This window comes from Saltatorellus ferox, from assembly GCA_007751475.1.
In the GTDB taxonomy this organism is placed as follows: domain Bacteria; phylum Planctomycetota; class UBA1135; order UBA1135.
The window spans coordinates 846,111-866,201 of sequence record CP036434.1 but is presented as its reverse complement, the minus strand read 5'-3'; the positions used below and the strand labels follow the sequence as shown (position 1 = coordinate 866,201).

Annotated in this window: 15 protein-coding genes and 1 tRNA gene; 11 read left to right on the top strand and 5 right to left on the bottom strand. The window is 65.6% G+C overall.

What is annotated here, in order from left to right:
- The first annotated feature begins 135 nt into the window (after positions 1-135).
- From Poly30_RS03230 to Poly30_RS03220, 3 genes are all read left to right on the top strand, one after another.
- A complete protein-coding gene (locus Poly30_RS03230; protein WP_145194585.1) occupies positions 136-1,893 on the top strand; it encodes a hypothetical protein in 1,758 nt (585 codons plus the stop codon).
- A 128-nt stretch (positions 1,894-2,021) separates the two neighbouring features.
- Positions 2,022-2,717, top strand: a complete 696-nt coding sequence (locus Poly30_RS03225; RefSeq protein WP_145194584.1) for a DUF6624 domain-containing protein — start codon at positions 2,022-2,024, stop codon at positions 2,715-2,717.
- A gap of 37 nt (positions 2,718-2,754) precedes the next feature.
- Positions 2,755-3,327, top strand: a complete 573-nt coding sequence (locus Poly30_RS03220; protein WP_145194583.1) for a hypothetical protein — start codon at positions 2,755-2,757, stop codon at positions 3,325-3,327.
- A 63-nt stretch (positions 3,328-3,390) separates the two neighbouring features.
- On the opposite strand, the gene Poly30_RS03215 is transcribed toward Poly30_RS03220, so the two are convergent.
- Complete coding sequence (locus Poly30_RS03215; protein WP_145194582.1) at positions 3,391-4,665, bottom strand: hypothetical protein; 1,275 nt, start codon at positions 4,663-4,665, stop codon at positions 3,391-3,393.
- A 266-nt stretch (positions 4,666-4,931) separates the two neighbouring features.
- Between Poly30_RS03215 and Poly30_RS03210 the strand changes: the two genes are divergently transcribed.
- Together Poly30_RS03210 and Poly30_RS03205 are read left to right on the top strand one after the other, a co-directional pair.
- A complete protein-coding gene (locus Poly30_RS03210; RefSeq protein WP_145194581.1) occupies positions 4,932-5,753 on the top strand; it encodes an alpha/beta fold hydrolase in 822 nt (273 codons plus the stop codon).
- A 114-nt stretch (positions 5,754-5,867) separates the two neighbouring features.
- Positions 5,868-7,016, top strand: coding sequence for a baeRF7 domain-containing protein (locus tag Poly30_RS03205; protein WP_145194580.1), 1,149 nt, complete (start codon positions 5,868-5,870; stop codon positions 7,014-7,016).
- A 19-nt stretch (positions 7,017-7,035) separates the two neighbouring features.
- Here Poly30_RS03205 and Poly30_RS03200 read toward each other — a convergent pair whose 3' ends face one another.
- Positions 7,036-7,518: a cupin domain-containing protein gene (locus tag Poly30_RS03200; protein ID WP_145194579.1), complete on the bottom strand. Its 483-nt coding sequence runs from the start codon at positions 7,516-7,518 to the stop codon at positions 7,036-7,038.
- Between the two features lie 75 nt (positions 7,519-7,593).
- Positions 7,594-8,157: a sigma-70 family RNA polymerase sigma factor gene (locus Poly30_RS03195; protein WP_145194578.1), complete on the bottom strand. Its 564-nt coding sequence runs from the start codon at positions 8,155-8,157 to the stop codon at positions 7,594-7,596.
- Positions 8,158-8,524: 367 nt separating this feature from the next.
- Between Poly30_RS03195 and Poly30_RS03190 the strand changes: the two genes are divergently transcribed.
- The 4 genes from Poly30_RS03190 to Poly30_RS03175 all read left to right on the top strand — a co-directional run bounded on the left by Poly30_RS03190 (position 8,525) and on the right by Poly30_RS03175 (position 15,571).
- Positions 8,525-10,033, top strand: a complete 1,509-nt coding sequence (locus Poly30_RS03190) for a DUF4331 domain-containing protein (RefSeq protein WP_419190898.1) — start codon at positions 8,525-8,527, stop codon at positions 10,031-10,033.
- A 48-nt stretch (positions 10,034-10,081) separates the two neighbouring features.
- Positions 10,082-11,404: a tetratricopeptide repeat protein gene (locus Poly30_RS03185; protein ID WP_145194576.1), complete on the top strand. Its 1,323-nt coding sequence runs from the start codon at positions 10,082-10,084 to the stop codon at positions 11,402-11,404.
- Positions 11,405-11,528: 124 nt separating this feature from the next.
- Entirely contained in the window at positions 11,529-14,315 is a 2,787-nt protein-coding gene (locus Poly30_RS03180) for an FG-GAP-like repeat-containing protein (RefSeq protein ID WP_145194575.1), read from the top strand.
- An 86-nt stretch (positions 14,316-14,401) separates the two neighbouring features.
- Entirely contained in the window at positions 14,402-15,571 is a 1,170-nt protein-coding gene (locus tag Poly30_RS03175; RefSeq protein WP_145194574.1) for an ATP-grasp domain-containing protein, read from the top strand.
- Positions 15,572-15,584: 13 nt separating this feature from the next.
- Here the strand turns inward: Poly30_RS03175 and Poly30_RS03170 are convergent, their stop codons facing one another.
- Complete coding sequence (locus Poly30_RS03170) at positions 15,585-17,183, bottom strand: hypothetical protein (protein ID WP_145194573.1); 1,599 nt, start codon at positions 17,181-17,183, stop codon at positions 15,585-15,587.
- Between the two features lie 302 nt (positions 17,184-17,485).
- Between Poly30_RS03170 and Poly30_RS03165 the strand changes: the two genes are divergently transcribed.
- A tRNA-Pro gene (locus Poly30_RS03165) sits at positions 17,486-17,562 on the top strand.
- 31 nt (positions 17,563-17,593) lie between these two features.
- Here the strand turns inward: Poly30_RS03165 and Poly30_RS03160 are convergent.
- Complete coding sequence (locus tag Poly30_RS03160) at positions 17,594-18,877, bottom strand: hypothetical protein (RefSeq protein WP_145194572.1); 1,284 nt, start codon at positions 18,875-18,877, stop codon at positions 17,594-17,596.
- Between the two features lie 457 nt (positions 18,878-19,334).
- On the opposite strand from Poly30_RS03160, the gene Poly30_RS03155 reads away from it, so the two are divergent.
- Positions 19,335-20,081, top strand: coding sequence for an ATP-binding cassette domain-containing protein (locus tag Poly30_RS03155; RefSeq protein WP_145194571.1), 747 nt, complete (start codon positions 19,335-19,337; stop codon positions 20,079-20,081).
- Positions 20,082-20,091: the final 10 nt, after the last annotated feature.

Sequence of the window (20,091 nt, the reverse complement as noted above, 5' to 3'; positions counted from 1 at the left end):
ACCTCTTCAGAGGCAGAGGCATGGGGACGGCCGGTTACCGCGGCCCTGGGCAACAAGAGTGCAATCTCCGCGTCAACTACGTTCGAAGTGACTCTTGCCCTGACTGAAGGGAGTTCAGTCACCGCTCCTGCGACCTTGCTGATCGCTTCCGATGAGCCGCCGCTCGACGACTCGGTCGCCTGGGATCCCGGCGATACGGCGCGGCGCACGCGGCTCGCCCCGGGTAACTACTCCGCCGCGATCAGAACCGAGATGGGCTACGGCGCCGTGACTGGCTTTGCCGTGGACGACAGGGACGTGACAGTGCCCCTCGAGCCACCTCGACTGTTCGACCTTCGCCTCGGCGTCACCGATACCGTCAAGTTCACGGACGTACCCGATGCAGAGGCGATTTGCACGCGGGTCGATCTCGCCAACGGCTGGCCCGCCGGCAACACGTTTCGCGCCTTGACCGACTCCGATGGCCAGGTGATGTTCGAAGGCCTCGCTCGTGGTGAATGGGAGATACGCATCGAGAAGGCCGGGTATCAGACGGGCAGCTTCGAGACGCCGCTTCCGGGCCCCTGGGAGCCCCACATCGATGCGTACGGGTTCATCGACATGCAGGAATACGGAATTGCTCCGATTCGGACACTGACCCTGCAGTTGATCGGCGCCGACGATCACGAGGATCTGAGCCTCTACTCCGGCAATCATTCCAGCCTGGTACCTCCGCTCCCCTTTGATTCGGATGGCCGGCTCGATTTGCAGCTCGGGTACTTCGTCACTCCGCTGTTCCTGTATGTCGTTTACCCAGACGGCCAACAGACAGCGATGAACCTCCTTGGAGACCTTCCTCCCGAAGGCGAAGCTCTGGAGGTTTCGGTCGGCGGTGAGAGGACACTGGAAGTCGACCTGCGCGTCAGCCAGACCGTTCGGGCGTCAATCGGTGATAGCGACTGCTTCATTCGCGTCTTCTTCAAGACATCTTCAGGAGACACACGACGCATCCGGCAGAAAGCCCTCGAGGATGGACTGTTCGAATTTCACGGAGTCCAGGGTGAGCATGCAACCGTTTGCTTTCACGTGGAAGCCGAGTCAGGGCGGTCCGACTGGACGATTCAAGAGGTGCAGTTGAGGGACATGGATGCGGCGCGGACCACGCTGAACGTCGACAGCCATCCTCCGCGGATTCTGTTCACCGACGAGAAGAACGAGCCGCTCGCCGGGCTCTGGACCGAGCTTTTCGTGCTGCCGCACGACTCCACCTGGCACCGGGGAAACTACACCGACGAGAATGGACTCACGACGGGCCCGAGGATCGAGAAGGGACAGATCGCCTACTCTGCATCACTCGACGAAAACTCGGTCTTCGCCGTGGATGCGCTGATGCCAGAACTCATGGCGGGAGTGAACACGCAGGTGAAGCTCCGGGCAATCGAGCCCACGTTCGTAGAAGTGACCGTGGATGGTCAACCCGCGCCCCAGGCCTACGTCCAGATTCTGGGGGCGAGGAGCGGACGCAGCGTCGACGTCTCCTACACCGACGCGCAAGGCCGCTCACGAACCAACGGACTGACATCGGACTCGAGCGCTGCCTTCAGGGTGATCGTCCCCGGGGCCTGGTGGGGCCGCGAAACCGAGGTACTGCGCCCCGGTCTCAACAAGGCGGAGCTACGGAGCATGGGCGTCCTGCAGGCTAGCAGTGAGCAGACCCTTCGGTCTGCGTTCCACGTGGACACGGGAAGCAGCATAGGCCAGTGGATCGATGCCGATCTGGCCCACGTCAGACCTTCGGCCTCCAACGGCGTGGAACTGAGCGTCCCGGTCGGCACTTATCGATTGGACGAGGGTCTAGAGACTCAACGGAACTACGTCGTCGTAGCGGGTCGCACTGTCGAGCTAGGAGGCTAGCCAGCACCCTGACAATGGACAATCCACGCCGTGCCCCACGATCGCGAGGCCGCCGCCTCGCCAGGAGATCCCCTCTACCCTCGAGCAAGACGCGGCGCTTCTGACCTCTCCCTGCATCACGTGATCCCATGAACTCTTCGGACACCACCACGACCACTCGGCTGCTAACGGCACTTGGACTCGCCGCCGCCTGCGCCTCCCCGGCACCGGCTCCGGCATCGGCACCACCGATTCCCTCGGGCATCATCGAGGAAGTCCAGGACATGGCAGAGGATGACCAGCGCTGGGAGCAGCTCGTCATGGAGGGAGATCCGGCCTCGCGCGAGCCTGGGTTCTTCGACGATAAGGATGCGCTTCAGGATCAGCGGGGCGAGCGCTGCCGCGAGATCTTCGAGACATACGGTCTCCCGACGCCCGAGCGGGTTGGAGAGGACGCGGCCGGGGATTTCTGGGTCCTCGTGCAGCACGACGATCGCCACCCTGACTTCCAGGCTTCGGTGCTGAAAGCGATACGGGCCTTGCCGAAGGGGACGTTCGATTCGCGCGAGGAAGCGCTCCTCGTCGATCGCGTCCGGATCAATACCGGGGGACTGCAGGTGTACGGGTCGCAGACCGACTACGACATGGAGACGGGGCGCGCGTTCCCGAAGCCCCTGGAGGACCCCGCCGAGGTCGATGCGCGGCGCGCCGCCGTCGGGCTCGATCCGCTTTGGAAGTACATGAACGGCATGTGCGAGCTGCAGTTCATGATGAACGAAGCCTTCTTCGCCGAGAAGGGGATCGAAGAGGCGTGGGCCTATCCCGCGGGCTTCACCGACTGGTAGACTCGCGCCCCCTTCTGACGCCTGTCAGCGTGAGCGATTGCCGGCTGAACCCAGCTATCTCGCGTTCACCTTGGCGCTCATCGAAAGCGCTCGATTCACCGCCCCCATGATCGTCATTCGCCTCGTCGCACTCGTTTTCATCGCCGCGGGTTCCCTGGTCTACTGGGTCAGCACTCAGGTCGCTTCCGGTGTTCTGGACAGGGTGACGCTGGAAGTGCCCATCGCCTCCGTGCGGTTCACGGAGACCCAGAAGTTCGGGCATACCATGAGCCTGGAGGTCGTCGGGCAGCCCGGCTCTTACCAGGTCAATCACCTGGGGAAGGTGGAGGGTCTCGAGGATCGGCTGAAAGAACGGCTGAAGGAAGGCACCGTCGTGGAACTCGGGTCCGTCGTCCGACCGACGGAAGGCGAGTTTGCCAGCCTTTCGATCCCGCTCGCCATCCTCGAGCTGCGGGAAGGACGCGAGCTGCTCTTCGACCAGGACATGTTCTCGGGCCACGACTGGATCGTCCCCGTGGCGCGCGGCTTCGGCGGCCTGATGGCAACTGGCGGGCTCCTCTTGCTGATGCTTTCGTTTCGGAAGGCGGCGGGAGCGAAGGGGCCCCAATGACGAGCGGCGCGGCGTCACCAGGTGACGCCGCGCCGCTCGATTCGATTACCCGAAGGGAGCCTCTCAGTTGAACGTGACGATCAGGCCGTTCGTGTAGTTCGACGTCGTCGAGCCGCCGACGAAGTCACGGAACCAGCCCTGGAAGAAGACCGTGTCTCCCGCCATGACGGCTGCCGGGCCCGCCGATGTCGGAAGGGCGGTGAGATCCGCCGTGATCGAGAACGTGCCGCCGGGGCCGCTGTTCAGGATCGCGCCGCCGACGCCGCGGCCGATGGCCGGCCCGATGCAGAGGTTGCCGACGCTGCCGCCGGCGCCCGTCACGAAGTCCGAGGTCGGGCTCGCGAGGAAGATGCCGAAGGTGTCGGTCGGAAGGTCCTGCGCGCAGAGCGTGAGGTCGTTCCCGGCCACGGCATCGTCGCCGGTGGCGAGAAGAAGCGCGCCGAGACCGGTCGAGTTGGTGATGACCGTGCAGTAGGCGGTGCCGAGCGGCGGAAGCTCTTCCACGAGCAGGTTATCGAAAAGCGTGAACTGGTCGGCCGTTCCGACCGAACTGAATGCGTCGGCGATGCCAAGGCTCACGAGACCGTCGAACGTACCCGCAAAGCTGCCGCGGAACGTGAGCTGTCCGTCGAACGAGAACGAGATGAGACCGCAGTTGTTGTCGACTTCGATCTCGACCGTCGTCCAGATGTTGCCGGGTGAACCGGCGATCGTGGAGGGCGGCGACGGAAAGAGCGCCTGGAAGAACGCACCGCTGTTGTTGCTCCCGTGACCGAGGTAGCTCGGGTGGGTGTTCGGCAGGGTGGTGCTGTCGGCGTCACCGAGCGGCGTGTTGGCGCTGTCACGGAACCAGCGGTAGTCCGAGCCGCTGCCGCCGTCGCCGGTGAAGGAGAGGAACGCGCCCGAGCCTGAAATCGGCGTGAAGACGCTGTTGAACGTCGTGCCGTCACCGCCAACGCCGACGTGGCCGAACTCGGTCGTCCCCGCGGTGCCCACGAAGTTCATCCAGACGTCGACCGTCAGGCGGTAGCGGCTGGCCGTGATCGCCGTGTTGTGGAACGCGGTGCGCGCGTCCGCGACGCCTGCGCTCACGTTCGCGGTCAGACGGAGGCCGTTGGTATCACCGGCGCCCGAGCGCGGTGCAAGCGGGATCCCCGCTGCGATGTAGTCGAACGAGAAGTCCTCCGCGCCGTCGGGCGTTCCGTCGTCGACGACCGTGTAGTCAGCGGCGGATCCGAGCTCGAAGCCGTCGGAGATGAGCGTCTGGCCGAAGGACGCGGTGGAGGCAAGGGCAGCCGCCGCGGAGAGCGCGAGGGCCTTGGAGGTACGTGTCGTCATGAGAGAGATCGATTCGAAAGGAGGGAAAGCGAGGTCCGGGCAGGCCGTGCCGCTACGGAGCCAGACTCCCCAGAGCTTAATGCGACCCGTCCCGAGCGGCACGCCGGCCCGGCAAAGCCGTGAACGGGACCTGTAAAGACTGGCCCCGTGCATCAGAACGATCCGCCCTTCAGGCCTTGCCACGCTCATTCCGGGTAGAGACGTCACTTAAGGCAGCTGTTTCTCCTTGCCTCTCCAGAAAGCCACACCTTCCAAGGATTCACAGCATGCAATTCCACACCGCCTCCGATGGCACCCAGATTCACGTTCATACCGTCGGCGAAGGCTCCGACGTCGTCCTCATCCACGGCTGGCCTCTCAATCACCAGATGTGGGAGAGCCAGCTCAGGCCCCTCGTCGAATCGGGCCATCGGGTCACGACGTATTGTCGCCGCGGCTTCGGGCACTCGGACAAGCCCTGGAATGGCTACGACTACGACACGTTCGCGGACGACCTGAGAACGGTCATGACGGGCGCCAAGGTAGAGAACGCCGCGCTCGTGGGCTTCTCGATGGGAGGCGGCGAGATCGCGCGCTACATGAGTCGCCATGGAGGCCAAGGCGTTTCCAGGGCAGTCCTGATCTCCTCCGTCGCTCCTTTCATGCTCAAGACCGATGACAACCCGGATGGCGTTCCTGAGAGCGTGTTCGAAGAGATGAAAGCCGGGCTGGTGAAGGACCGTCCCGCCTTCCTCGCCGAGTTCAATCAGGACTTCTTCGGCCAGGGCACCGAGGCGGGCGGAACCTCCGAGGCCATGATGGAATGGGCCCGAGGCATCGCGATGCAGGGCAGCCTGAAGGCCACGGTCGACTGCGTCGACGCCTTCGGAAAGACGGACTTCCGACCCGATATGGCCTCGTTCAAGGTTCCGACGCTCGTGATCCACGGAACCGCGGACAAGACCGTCCCTATCGAGGTGAGCGGCCAGGCCGCGGCCAAGGCCATCGACGGCGCGGAACTCGTCCAGTACGAGGGCGCTCCCCATGCCGTCTTCGAAACGCACACGGATAGCCTGAACCAGGATCTTGTGTCGTTCCTCAAGCACTGATCCCATCGGTACCGCCTGCTCCCGGACGAAACTCCCGGAGCCGCCGATGGGCACATGAGCGCCATTTGAGACCGGCTCGACCCTCCCGTGAGGGCTTGCTGGTCTCTTGCATGCATGGTTAATCACGATCGACTGAACGTACTTCTTGCCCATCGCGAAACCCCGTGCATCACGGTCACGATGCCGACCGCCCAGAGTGGCGGAGACACGCGACAGGGTCCCACCCGACTCAAGAATCTCGTCCGGCGAGTGGAAAGCGAGCTGGAGGACGGCACGCCTGGCAAGGCGGCCGCCATGGAGTGGTTCCGCTCCTTTGTGGAGGACGACGACTTCTGGCAGCACCAGCGTCATGGACTGATGCTCCTCTGGTCACCCACCATCCAGGAGGAGTGGCGACTTCCGTTCGACCTGCCGGAGTGCGCGCACGTTTCCAGCCGCTTCCATCTCAAGCACGCCATACACGTGGCGAACAGCCCGGCGTTCGAACTCCTCGCCTTCAGCCGCGGCGCGATCCGTTACTTCCATGGCGACGCATCGCACATCCAGCAGCTGGAGATCGAAGGCATTCCCGCGGACATCAACGAGTTCCTGCGCTTCCACGACTTCGAAGAGCAGGTCCAATCCCACTCGGTCTCCGGCGCGCCGAAGGGCAGCGGCAAGCAGCCCGCCATGACCCAGCACAGCAGCGCGGGGCTTTCGGACCGTCGCTCGGACGACCTCGACCGATTCGCTCACGAGGTGGCCAAGGTCATCGATCGAAGGCGCGCGCAGCAGAAGTCGCCGCTCTGGCTCATCCTCGCCGCCACCGAGCGTGACGTCGCAGCGTATCGGAAGGGGTCGAGGGATCCGAAGCTCTGCGAAATGGCGATCCACGGAAACTGCGACCGAATCGAGCCCGAAGCTCTCCGCGCGCAGGGCTGGAAGATCGCCAGCCACTACTGGGACGACCAGCACAGCGCCGCTCGCGACCGCGTGCTCGCCGGCGTCGGCAACGATCGCGGCACCGCCAACCTGACCGGTGTGCTCAACGCCGCCCACCAGGGTCGCGTGAGCACGCTCTTCGTCGCGTCAGATCGCGAAGTGCTCGGTCAGTTCGATGCGGTGACCGGCAAGGTCAAGCTCGCGCATGCTTCCGATTCTCACTTCGACGACCTGCTCGATGAGGCCGCTTGCCTGGCCTCCATGCACGGCGCGGACGTTCACGTGCTCCCGCAGGAAGAGATGCCGACCGACGGACAGATCGTCGCGGCGCTTCGTTCCTGATCGGAAGAGCTGGCTCTGCTCAGCGCTTCTGATGGGGAGAGCAGATGACGAGGCAGAGGCAGCCTGCCTCGCTCGTCTGCGGCGGGTGGAACGAGCCTCCGGGCAGGCTCTGGAAGTCGCCCGGGCCGAGACAGAGATCTCCGACGCGCAGATCGCCGCTGAGTACAAAGGTCTCCTCCACGTCAGGATGCTCGTGGCCCGGATAGACCGCGCCAGCATCCACCGACATCAGGAGTACACGACGCGAGGGCTCTTCACCGTCCTTGCCGTCCGACCGGCCGCTTCCCGGGCCGGCCAGGATCTTGCAGCGCACGCCAGGGACGCCCGTCGGTAACCAGTCCGACGATTGCGCGCGGACGACAACCGCTCCGGCGGGCAGCGACGACTCCACGACCATGCGGGTGAGCTCTGCGTCGAGCTGCTCATCGCCATCGAGCTGGGAGCGAATCCGATCCCAGGGAGTTCCCCCTACTCGCTTCCCACCTGTCCGATCGTCGCTCATACCCCATGAGTACGCCGGGGATCCCAGATGGACGTGTGAAAACCCCCGGGAAATGAAGTTCGTCTCAACGTTTTCTCAACCGCGACCTTCGAGCCCGCGCCTGAGGCTCGCGAGACCGAGCCGGATCCGCGTCTTGATGGTGCCTAGCGGCTGATCGAGGTAAGCAGCAACCTCAGAGTGAGTGCGCCCGTCGAAGAACGCCGCCTGAATAGCCTCTCGCTGCTTCCGCGGAAGCGCCTTGATGTACTCAGCGATGATCGTCGCCATTTCGCGCGCCTCTGCTGGCTCGGTCTCGGGCTCGTCGCTGCAGACGTCCGCCGCAGCCTCGATGGGGGCGCGACGACCACGAATTCGGGCCTGGCGTCTCAAGGCATCCATGGCTCGGCAGCGCGCCATCATCAGAAGCCAGCTCTGCACGCTCGATCGGCCGGGCACGTACTTCGCGGCGTTGCGCCAAGCCTGAAGATAGGTATCGGTGACGACTTCGTCCGACATGCACTCATCTCGTACCAGGCGACGGACCGCGCGGGAAACCTTCTCGTGGGTCGCATCGTAGACGTTCTGGAAGGCGCGCCGATCGCCGTGTGCGGTGCGAAGCACATCGCTGTCGAGCGATTGAAGACTCTGGACGAAAACCATGACGAACGGGAGCAGTGAGTAGGGAGAGGAGGAAGCGGCGCAAGCGCTGCGGGTTGCTACGGGTGCTGCGCACTGGATTGCTGCAGATGCTGCGCACTGGATGGCTACAGGTGCTGCGCACCGGGGACGAGCCGAGGCTCAGAGAGCACACGTCGATTAAGTCGGGATAAACGCAAATCCAGAAATCAGTTCGTTCCGTACCGACGGTGAACGGTCCGACAGCGAACCGAATCGTTCCTCCTTCCTCGCTCCACACTTCGGCGCCTGATTCCTGACCATGAAACCACGTCCCATCGACCCATCACGCCTCTCCTTCCCAAGGCCTCTATTCGGGGCTGCAGCCCTCGGCGCAGGCGCTATTGGCGTCATGGGCGCCTGGACCGCCAGCGCCTCCAACCACCGCGAGGCCCCCATCACCGCCCTCGATCACAAGGCGGACATCACCGACCTGTACGCGTTCGTGAGCTACGACAGCCAGCAGGTCGCGGGGGAAACCCCTGAGAAGGTGACAATGATTCTGAACGTGGATCCGTTCCTCGAACCCGCGAACGGGCCGACGCTCTTCCCCTTCGATCCCGCGATCCTCTACGAGATCAAGATCGACAACGACCACGACGCCATCGCGGACGTCGTCTTCCAGTTCCGCTTCACGACCGAGTACCGGATCCCGGACCTCTACACCGCCGTGGCCGGCATCGGCGCGAACGGCGCTGCGAATCCCACGACTGGCGCGGCCGTCGTCCCGCCGCAGATCACCAGCTTCCAGAGCGCGGGCCTCAACCTTCGCCAGAGCTACACGGTCGACATGCTCGACGTCGCAACAGGCAACGTGACGCCGATCACCGGCGGCTCCGGCGCACCGTTCTACGCGTGCCCGGCCAACGTCGGCCCGCGCACGATGAACTACGAGTCGTTGTTCCAGGAGGCCACCTACACGGCGAACGGCGGCATCTCGGTCTTCGCCGGCACCGTGGACGATCCGTTCTACATCGACCTCGGTGCGGCGTTCGATACCGCGAACTTCCGCACGCTGCGCAGCGGCATTCCCGGCGTCCTCACGAGCTTCGAAGACGTGGTCGTCAATCAGAACCTCGCCCCTGACATGGTCTCGGGCTTCGCGGTCAACTCGATCGCGATCGAGGTTCCGATCGCGATGCTGACGTCGACCGGCATGGTCATGGCTCCGACTTCCCCCGAGGCCACGATCGGCGTCTGGGGCACGACCTCGCGCCAGCGCATGACCGTGCGAAGCGCACCGAATCCCGCGGTGAACAGCGGCGCCTGGAGCCAGATCCAGCGCGTCGGCAACCCGCTCATCAACGAGCTCATCATCGGCATCGGCAACAAGGACCGCTTCAGCATGGACGAGCCGCTCAACGACATGCAGTTCGCAGGCTACTTCCTCGATCCGCCGATCGTGGGCGTCGTCGAGGCGCTGTACGGCGGCGCGCTCGCGGTCCCGGCCGCTCCGCGCACCGACCTCTTGCCCCTCGTGACCTACGCGCCACCGATCGCCGCAGCGGGTACGCCAAGCGGCCCCGTCGCAGACCTTCTGCGCCTCAACACCGGCGTTTCCGCGACGCCGCCGGCCCAGCAAAAGCGCATGGCCGTTCTCGCCGGTGACAACGCCGGCTTCCCGAACGGTCGCCGACCGATCGACGACGTGACCGACATCGCCCTCCGCGTCGTCGTCGGCGGCGTGCTCGCCGCGCCGTTCAGCGGCTACAACGCCGACGTCAACGGTCGCCTCGGCGATGGCGTGATGTGGAACCAGGGCGGCTACCGCTCGCAGTTCCCCTACATGCAGTCGTGCCCGAGCGGCCGCAACCGCCGTCACCTCGACCCGGGTGAAGTCGGCGCTGGCGTTCGCGACTGATCGCCCCGCGCCTTCACGATCTTCTTCACACCCACCGAGAGCCGAACCATGACATTCCTCACCTTCTCCTCCGCGCTCAGCGCCGCCTGCGCCCTCGCCGTTCCGATCACCCTGTACGGTGCGACCGCGCAAGCGCCTCCTTCGAGCGCGCCCGCGCCCGTCGAAGCGACGAGCACACCGGCCAGCGATGCCATCGAAGTGGCCAGGACCGCGCTGAACAGCGGGGAGCCCAGCGCGGCGAAGCACGTGGCGCTGGCGACCGCCTACTCACGGCGTGCGCGGGAGACCGCTGGACCGGAATGGTACGACCGATCGGACGAAGAACTCGTGAAGGCGCTCGAGCTGGCGCCAGACGACTTCGCTGCGCTCCGGATGCAGATCTGGAACCAGCTGGGCCGCCATGAATTCCAGGACGCGTACACGGCGGCGCTCGCGCTGAATCTGCGCGCCAAGGACGACGTGCTGACCTACGGACTCATCGTCGACGCGGCGATGGAACTCGGTCGCTACGAGGAGGCGGAGAACGCGGCGCAATGGATGCTCAATCTCCGCCCCGGCACGCCGATCGCCATGACCCGCGTCAGCTACCTGCGCGAGCAGTTCGGCGACATCCGCGGATCGATCGAGGCGATGCTGGCGGCGTTCCACTCGACGCGTCCCTCGGACGCGGAAGATGCGGCCTGGATCCTGACGCACCTGGCTCACCTCGAGCTCGAGCGCGGCGACACCAAGGCCGCCAAGGACTACGCCGGGAGCGCGCTGATCCTCTTTCCTGACTACCACTACGCCCTCGGCGTGATGGGAGACATCTTCGAGGCCGAAGGCGATCACGAGTCGGCGCGGACTCGCCTCGCGAAGCGCTACGAAGTGGCGTCGCACCCGGAGAATCTCTATCGACTCGCCGTGGCCACGGAGGCCGCAGGCGCCACCGAAGAAGCCGAGACCATGTTCGCCGAATTCGAGAAGGCAGCGCTCGCCGAGTCGGAGAACGTCGACAACGCGAACCTCGAACTCGTCGAGTACTGGACCGACCACGTGGGATCCCCTGAGGCGATCGCGCGCGCGCTGGAGCTCGTTTCGAAGCGTGCCCGCCGTCGCAGCGACGTTCCGACGCTGAGCGCGCTTGCATGGTCGCAGCACAGGGCTGGCGACTCCAAGGTCGCATGGGATACGATTTCGAAGGCGCTCGCCGTCGGGAGCGTCAACGCGCGCTTGCGCTTCCGAGCGGGCGAAATCGCCCTGGCTGCGGGACATCCTGAAAGGGCCGAAGAGCAGTATCAGATCGCCATGCAGACGGCGCCGAGGTCGCGCTTCGGGCGCGAGGCTCTCGAAGCAATCAAGCGCTTGCCCGCGCGATCCAGCGCCGAGTAGCAGGGCGGACTGGCGAAAACAGCTCCCAGGGCGGAGAATCGAGAAACCGCGGTGAGCCGAGTCCCTAGAGCGTGGGACCGCTCACCCGCCCGCCTCTCGGCTCTCTCCAGGATCTGCTCTCGCCATGGCCCTTCTTGCACTGACCTTTCTGGTCACGAAACTTGCCTCGGCCCCCGCGGCCGCTCCGTTACCTCTGCTTCCCCAGGATCGCTTCCGCCCTGCGATCGCCCTGCACGGCTTCCTGGACGGTCCCGTCTTTGTGGTGGCCGAGGACTTCGACGGAGATGGCGCCAGGGATCTGATCTTCGGAGGCAGACCCGCTGCCACGGGCATCCCCTTCGAGCGCGACCAGTTCCTCCAGCTGAGCCTGAACCGCGGCGGCACCGACTTCGCGCTGCCGGAGCCGCTGCTCGAATCGCCGCGCAGACTTCACGGCCTCGATGCTGCTGACCTCGACGGCGATGGTGACCAGGACCTGGTCCTTCTGAAGTCCTTCGACGGCGTCGAGGTCTGGTACAACGACGGCCACGCGCGGTTCACCCTGGGTGAGACGGGCGGAGTGGCGAGCTACTCGAACATCACGGGCCTGCAGGTTCTCGACGTGGACGGGGATGGGATCCTCGACATCGTCCTCGAGTCTGGTCAAGGCGACGGGAACCTCGGCAACTTCGAAGGCGCATGGGTCAAGCGCACGGGCGGCAGCCAGCTCCCGAACCCCACATCGCTTCTCACGGGCAACGTCCGCACGGGTCGCACGCGACTGGTCGACCTCGACGCCGACGGCGATCTCGACGTGATCGCGTGCAGGGTCGTGAGCACGCAGCCGACCTATGACCACCCGGTCGCCTGGTTCGAGAACACGAGTGGCTTTCCCATCGACTCATCGACGAGGCAGCCTCTCCTCAACAACACGGTGAGCGTGTACGACATCGCCATGCTCGACGTGGACCTGGACGGTGACCTGGATCTGGCGGCCGCGCTGCGAACCACCAGCGGAACGGGCCGGACGCGGGTCGCACTGAATCAAGGTGCGGGAACCTTCGCACCGGGCACGAACAATCTGACCGCCGCCCTTTCAATCAAGCTCCGTGCGGCCGACGTCGACGGCGACGGCGATCCGGATCTCGTGAGCCTCGACAGTCCCTCGTTCTCCGCGGATCGGGGCGTCTACGCCCAGCTGAACGACGGAACGGGCGCCTTCGGTCTGAGGGAGCGCATCGGCCAGAATCCTCTGCCCGTGAATACAGCGCTCGTGGCGGATCTGGACGGCGACGCCCTCGTGGACGTCGTCGGGCTTTCGGTCTTTCCGGGCAACCAGCCGGACGCATGGTCGAGCGGCGCCCACGTCTATCGCAACCTCTCGGCGATCGGTGGCTCGGGGGCGACTCGCTTCTCCCCCGTCATCGACGTTTCTGAGCTGTACGGCAACGGCCCGATCGTGGTCGCGGACTTCAATCAAGACGGACGCGAGGATCTCGTCGTTCATCGGACGCAAGAGAGCCCGAGGGTGGCCGTGAAGCTCAACAACGGCGAGGGTCGCTTCCTTCGCGCGCAGCCGATCGCGGAGATCGCTCCGTTGACCGGAACGGCGCAGGGTGGCGCCACCGTCGGTGACATCGACGGCGACGGTCATCTCGACCTCGCGTTCGTCGAACCCCTGGGCGGCGGAACCAGCGCCAGCATCGGAGCGGTCTTCGGCGATGGGCAAGGCCAGTTCTCGGCCGTCACCAGCCTGGCCGTTTGGCCCGCCGATACCGACTTCGTCGAGCTGCGCGACCTCACCTACGACGGCTACCCGGACCTGATCGGCGCCCGCGCCGGGGGCACCCAGATCCTCTACGCGCAGAACGACCAGAGGGGCGGATTCGGCTCGACGGTGACCCTGGGCGCTCCGTTCGATGCCCCGGCGCAGTTCGAGGTCGTCGACGTGAACGGGGACAGCCTGCTCGACGTACTCACCGTGGCCGGCGATCGAGTGGAAAGCACGCCGGGCTCTTTCCCCGGTCAGTTCAGCCCGAGGGTGCTGATCGCGCAGTTGCCGTGGGAAGCTGCGTCCTTCGCTCTGGGGGACTTCGACGGCGACGCGCTCATGGATCTGGCGGTCGCTGAGTCGGCCGCGCTGTTCTTCCCGCTGGGCTCCGAGATCGCGACGTATCTCGGGGTCGCTGGCGGAGGCCTGTCTTCGATTCCTGTTCTGAGCTCCTCTGCCACCCAGGCCGACACGCTGAGAACGCTCGACGCCGACGGCAACGGCCGGGACGATCTCGTGGCGTTCCGGCGAGCCGGCAGCCTGCTGCTCAGCCTGTTCGAGTCCAGGAGCGACGGCTCGTTCGCGGCACCTGAATCGATCGACACCGGCAATCGCCGACTGGGAGAGGTTCAGGTGCTCGACCTGGAGCAGGACGGAGACCTCGACCTCATGGTCGGCGGGGAGACGGCGGCGCAGCTGCTCGTCGTTCTGAACGAGTCGCTGACCGATATCGGTTCGACGTACTGCGCATTTGCCGTTCCGAACTCCACAGGATCGGTCGGCGCCATCGAGGGCTACGGCGGGACCGAGGTCTTCCAGCAAGCGCTGGAGCTCTCCGTCACCGAGCTCCCCGCCAGCGTTTTCGGCTTCTTCCTGGCGAGCCAGACGCCGGCGCTGGTCCCCGATGTGCCGGGCTCCGAGGGTGCGCTCTGCCTCGGCGGCCAGATCGGCCGCTTCGTGGGACCGGGCGAGATCCAGAACTCGGGGGCGAACGGCACGTTCCTCCTCGACGTCGATCTCTCGGCGATCCCCACGCCGCTCGGCGCGGCGAGCGTCATGCCGGGCGAGACCTGGAACTTCCAGGCCTGGCACCGGGACGTCAACGGATCCGGTCAAGCCACCTCGAACTTCTCGGATGCGCTGAGGATCACGTTCCGCTGATCCGAAGAGGGGCCGGGTGGCACACTCCACTCCGGCTCCTCGATTGGTCCTTGACAGCCGTGGCCCCGGGTCTTTGAACTCGTGCCATGGGTCAGGATTCGCCGAAGAAACCGCTCGTCGTTCTCGTCGGCTTCCGCGCCGGGATCATGCGCGCCGCCGAGCACCTCGGGGTCGAGCTCGCCGTCATCAACCGGCGGCCGCCGCCTTCGGACTTCTCGAAGCGCCTCGCTCTGTCGGTGGAGTGCCCCTGGGACGGACCGCCCGAGGCGCTGATCGGCACCGTCCTTCGGGCGCTCGATGGACGCGAGGTGACGGCCGTGCTCGCCCTGACGGAAGGCGCCGTCCTGCCCGCCGCTCACCTGCGCAAGGCGCTCGGCGCCGTCGGCAGCGACGTGGCGACGGCCGAGCGGTGTAGCGACAAGCGAGTGATGAAGCGGGCCATGATGGACGCGGGCATCCGATGCGCCCGGCACGAGGAGATCACGCCGGGGACGAACGCCGAGCAGCTGGTGGAGCGCCTCGGGCTCCCCCTGGTGATGAAGAACGCGTGCTCTTCCGGCAGCCGTGGCCTCCTGATCGCGCGCAGCGTCGACGAGGTGCAGGGCGGACTCGCCGAGCACGACCTCGCCGAGTCGTTCGTCCGCGGGACCGAGATGAGCGTCGAGGGCTTCCTCCAGGACGGAGTCGTGCGCTTCGTTTCCACGACCCGTTACCTCGTTCCGCTCCACGCGAACATCGTTCCATCAGGCGTTTCCGCCGCCCAGATCGAGGAGCTCCACGCCCTGCTTCAGAGCGCCTGCAACGCCCTGGGCCTGCGGCACGGGATGGCGCACATGGAGGTCTTCCTGACCGAAGAAGGGCCCGTCTTCGGCGAACTCGGCGCGCGCCCGCCCGGCGGCCGCCTGATGCCCCTGATCCAGGCGGCCTGGGGCTTCGATCCCTACGGCACGATCCTGCGGCTCGGCCTCGGCCGCGACGTGACGTTTCCGGCCGCGCCCGGGCAGGCGGCGGGCACATGGATCCTGCATCCGGGCGCCGGGGTGCTCAACAGGATCGAGGGCCTGGAGGCCGCAGAGGCGACGCCGCTCGTGCGGAAGGTTCTCCTGCGAGTGGCCGAAGGGGACGTGATCTCCCGCCGGATAGGCAGCGGCCAGGACATCGGTCACATCGACGTTCGAGGCGAGACTCCCGATGAAGTGGCGGACGCACTGCGCGCAGCGCGCCGAGCCCTCAAGCTGACGGTCCAGCCGGCGTGACCTCGCCTTCCGCTCAGCGGCGGGCCGTCTGCATCGCGGTCCAGTTTCCGTTCTGAAGCTCCACCGCCGGATCGAAGAGCGCATCGTTGGTCAGGATGTACTCGTCCCCGCCGTTCGAATAGACGTGGTCGTAGCCACTCGGTAGCTGAACGTGGGTACTCGACCCGGGGACCGTGTAGTAGTCGGTCTCGTGGATGGAGTTGACGATCCGGTCCTGGCTCCGGTCCGTGCTGGCGTTGCGGCTGCGGTAGCCCGCCATCGAGCCCTCGTTGATCTCGTCGTAGGCGCTGGCCATGATCTTCGAACGCTCCCCCGCGGCGCGCAGGTTGTCCATGGCCACCTGGTGCGAGATCTTCATGATCTTGGCGAAGAGCTGCGCGCGGTTCTCCATCCAGGGCCTCGTCTCCTGGACCGAGTTCATGACCGTCAGGAGCAGCGGTAGCTCCTTCTCGAGCCGGCCCGCTGGCGCGGTGAACGTCAGGGCAAGGGGCATGTCCCACGTCAGCGTTCGACCGGTGATCTGGCTGTCGAGCCCGCTGCAGTTGACCGCGATGAGTCTGGCCTCCTCGAACTCCTGTCCGTCGACCGTGAACGTGAGCTCGAAGCCCATGACCCAGCCATCGACGAATTCGTGCATGCCCATCTGATGGTTCATGACGTTGTTCTGATCGGCCATGGCCCGTAACTGAGCCTGGCCCTTGTGGAGCTGCTGCGTCAGATCTTCGATCACCGTGGCGGTTTTCACGCGCACGTTGGTCGCCTTCGGGTGCGCCTCGGGCATCGACTTCTCCAGCAGGAGACGCTTCCATCCCTCGATGTCGGTCGGCATGTAGAGAATCGGGATGCCGTCGTCGCTTTGCCCTTCCTGGGGCCGCCGGAACCCGCTACCTGGCACGGGCACATAGTCCCTGGCCATGAAGGTCGGCTCGACGCGCACGCTGACTCCCTCGGGTGACTTGACGGTGATGTCGCGGCTCGGCATGACCTTGAAGAAGTTGGAGTTCAACCAGAAGGGGCCTCCTTCCGCTTTCCAGCCATCTGGTACGAGCACCGTGTGGGAAGCGATCCCGTTGACGCCGGGGTCGTGGAAGGTGTGCTTGCGAAGGCGAACCGTTCCGCTCGGTCGCGGGCCGCCGTTGTGACCAGCCTGGCCAGCCTGGCCAGGGCCGGGCGTCGGCGTGACCGGGGGGATCACGGGCGGTACGCCGCCGCCTTCGGTCTGGAGCGACACCGTGTAACGCTTCGCGCGGTAGGTGACCTCGATGCTGCCGTCCGCTTTTTCGCGGGTCTTCAGGCGACGCTTGAGGCGCTCGCCTTCGACCTCGCCCTTGCCGGTCTGGGTGCCGTCGGCCTCCACGGTCAGCTGGAGGGTGAAGGGCCGGGCCGAATCCCCCGGGAGTGTGATGGTTCCGGCCGCTTTCAGGGTCGCCTCGTCGAAGGAGGTGACCAGGATGGTGAGCCCATCGCCGACGTAGCGGAGCTGTCCATCCTGGGCCGCATTGACCGCGGGTTCCGACGGCGCAGCGATCCATGAAGGGGTCGCGACCGCATGGGAGAGCGGCAGGCCAGGGGAGACGATCAGAAGCAGGGCAGCAAGGCGGAGGGAGGACATGGCGGGCGGAATGGTCGTGGGCAAGTCGGAGGGAACGCGGAAGACGGGTGCCTGGCTGGACAGGGGAAGCCCTCGTAGAAGCGCGCGGCGACCCCGTCCGGATGGCCATGCGAGGACCAGGGGACCAAGGTGCCAAGAAACCTTAGATCGTGCCCGGCGGCGCGACAGATCAAGAAAAAGCGCTGCCTGAAGCAGCGCTTGGGGATCTCCTCGCCGGTCGGTCCGAAGAGATTCGCCGGATGGGCGGCTCCTCAGAGCACGACCTTTGATCTATACTCCCGGCACCTGGAGACAGGAATTGGAGCGGATTGGCGCAGTTTGGTAGCGCGCCTGGTTTGGGACCAGGAGGTCGCAGGTTCGAATCCTGTATCCGCTACCACTCCATTTCCCGGAGCGCATGCGGGCCGAGGTCAGCGCTTACGCCTGGCGGACTTCTTCTTGGCCGGCTTGTAGCGCTTCCAGCTTCGGAAGTACTCGGACGCCTCGTCCATGACGTCCTCACCGGCGATCTCGAGGAGTGCGCTGAGTTGAGTCTCCTGCGGCACTTCGAAGGCGGGGTTGGTGGACCAGTTTCCGTCGCCGTCCTCGACGGTGAAGCCAGCCTTGTAGGCGATTCGGTTCGCCTCGGCGAGAGCCGAGAGCGACCCGGGTTTGTGCTTCACGAGGAACTGGACGAAGCCCCATGAGCAGGCGGCGTGGTCGAGGTCCCACACGCCTCGGTCCCAGTCGGCGAACTCGTCGATCTGGAGCGGCTTTGCCTGGCGCTTCTTGAATTCGTTGCTGAGCCTGGATTCCCAACCCGTGTGTTCCGTCACGCTCACGAATTCATGGCGATATGGAAAGCAGTAGATGTCGTCCATGACGTCCTGCTCGACCGCCCAGGCCGAGGCCTGGCTGAGCCAAACCGGCTGCGGGCCGAAGGAACGGTACATGAGCATGCGGCTCAGGCGGTTCACGAGTTCGTTCTCGGAGCGCCAGACGTCACCGACTTCGAATCCGGCAGGAGCGGACTGCCACGCGGCCGCCATGACGCTGACCTCGTCGAAACCCGGCTGGGAAGCGTGGATGCTCGTCCAGGTCTGCGCCCGGGGCTCCGACTTCGCGAGGGATCCGAGGAGCGACTGATAGTGCTCGCCGCTGTCCAGCTCGATGAGCACCACGGGCTCGGCGTCCGGAACGTGCTCGCGCACTCCCCAGGCACCGTCCCGGAAGGTCTCCTCGGAGCCCGAACGGTCGGGAGCGGGGATGATCTTGTCGAACGTCTCGAGCGTCTTGCCGACGAGCTTCAACCGGTCCTTGGCCAGCTTCTCGCTCGACGTGATCAATAGCACCCGTGCGTCGTCCGTGAGAGCGATCTGGTAGCCGTTTTCCTGGATCCAGGGGGCGTAGCGGTCGATCTGGACCCGTACGGCCTCCAGGTGCTCGGGCTTCACATCGTCGTCCAGGGAAGCCAGGGGGGTCAGCTTACCCTTCCAGAGAACCAGGGGAGAGTCCGTGGTGCCGGTACGGAGGGCGGCTCCAGCGGACGAAAAGGGAGCGGGCGGAGCCCAGACGAACGGGCTGGCGAACGGGCTGGCGAACGGGCTGGCGAACGGGCTGGCGACCGGGTTGGCGAGCGCGACTGCGAGCGGAGCGGCGAGGACGGTAAGGGCCACCAGGGATGCGGCGGTCCTCAGGGGAAAAAGAGGCTTCATGGCAAGGCGAGCGACATGGAGTGTCGCCGGTAGAGGGCAGGTCGTGAGACCTGGACTTCGTGGGGTTTGGCGGGCCGAGATCGGTACTGGCAGGCGACCGAGACGACAGGAAGAGGTCTGGGTGGATGGTCCGGCAGGCGTTCGCAGGTTCCACCCAAGGAGTGTCACCGGCAGTGTGAATTACGGACGAAAAGTCGAAACTCTTCACCGAATGCCAGAACAATTGCGTCGCTGAAACGTCGCGCGGGGAATGAAGGCAAATCGCTGGTAAGCCGCCGTTCCGCTGCGATGAAGAACGGGTCAATGGACGGGTGTCGCCGAACGTTTCCGTGCGCACCCGCACAGCGCAATGTGTGCGGTTACCGAACGCTCTCACCCTACGTTCCTACGTGACCGTTACAACGAAGCGTCGCGACGACTCCGCGTTGCAGGCTCCGTCCACTATCCTCGGCACTCCGTGATCAGCCTGAAGAAAGTTGCAAAGTCCTTCGGGGACGCGGCCGCTGTCGAAGACCTCGACCTGGAGATTGCGGCGCAAGAGACCACCGTCCTGATCGGGCCGAGCGGCTGCGGCAAGTCCACGCTCCTGCGCATGATGCTCGGCCTTCTGCCGCCCACCTCGGGCCAGGTCTGCTTCCAGGGGGAACCCGTCACGCCCCTCACGAGCGCTTCCTTGCGGCAACGCCTCGGCTACGTGATCCAGGGCGGCGGCCTCTTCCCCCACCTCACCGCCGAGGGCAACGTCACCCTTCTGGCTCGGCACCTCGGCCGCGACGCCGACTGGATCCAGGCGCGGGTCGTGGAACTTGCGAACACCGCCAGGCTGGACGAGGCTCTCCTCCAGCGCTATCCCCTGGAGATGAGCGGTGGACAGCAGCAGCGGGTCGCGCTCATGCGTGCGCTCATGCTCGACCCGGACGTCCTGCTCCTCGACGAACCGCTCGGCGCCCTCGACCCCATCGTCCGCGCGGAACTCCAAGAGGATCTGCGCCACGCATTCCGCTCCCTCGGCAAGACGGTCGTGCTCGTCACCCACGACCTCATGGAGGCGCGCTACTTCGCGGATTCCATCGTCCTGATGCAGGCCGGACGCATGCTCCAGATCGGCACCTACGAGGACCTCGTGGAACGGCCCGCGGCCCCCTTCGTCACGCGCTTCGTCAGCGCTCAACGCCCGGCGTTCGCCTCCGGAGCATCCGCTTGAGGGACGGCCT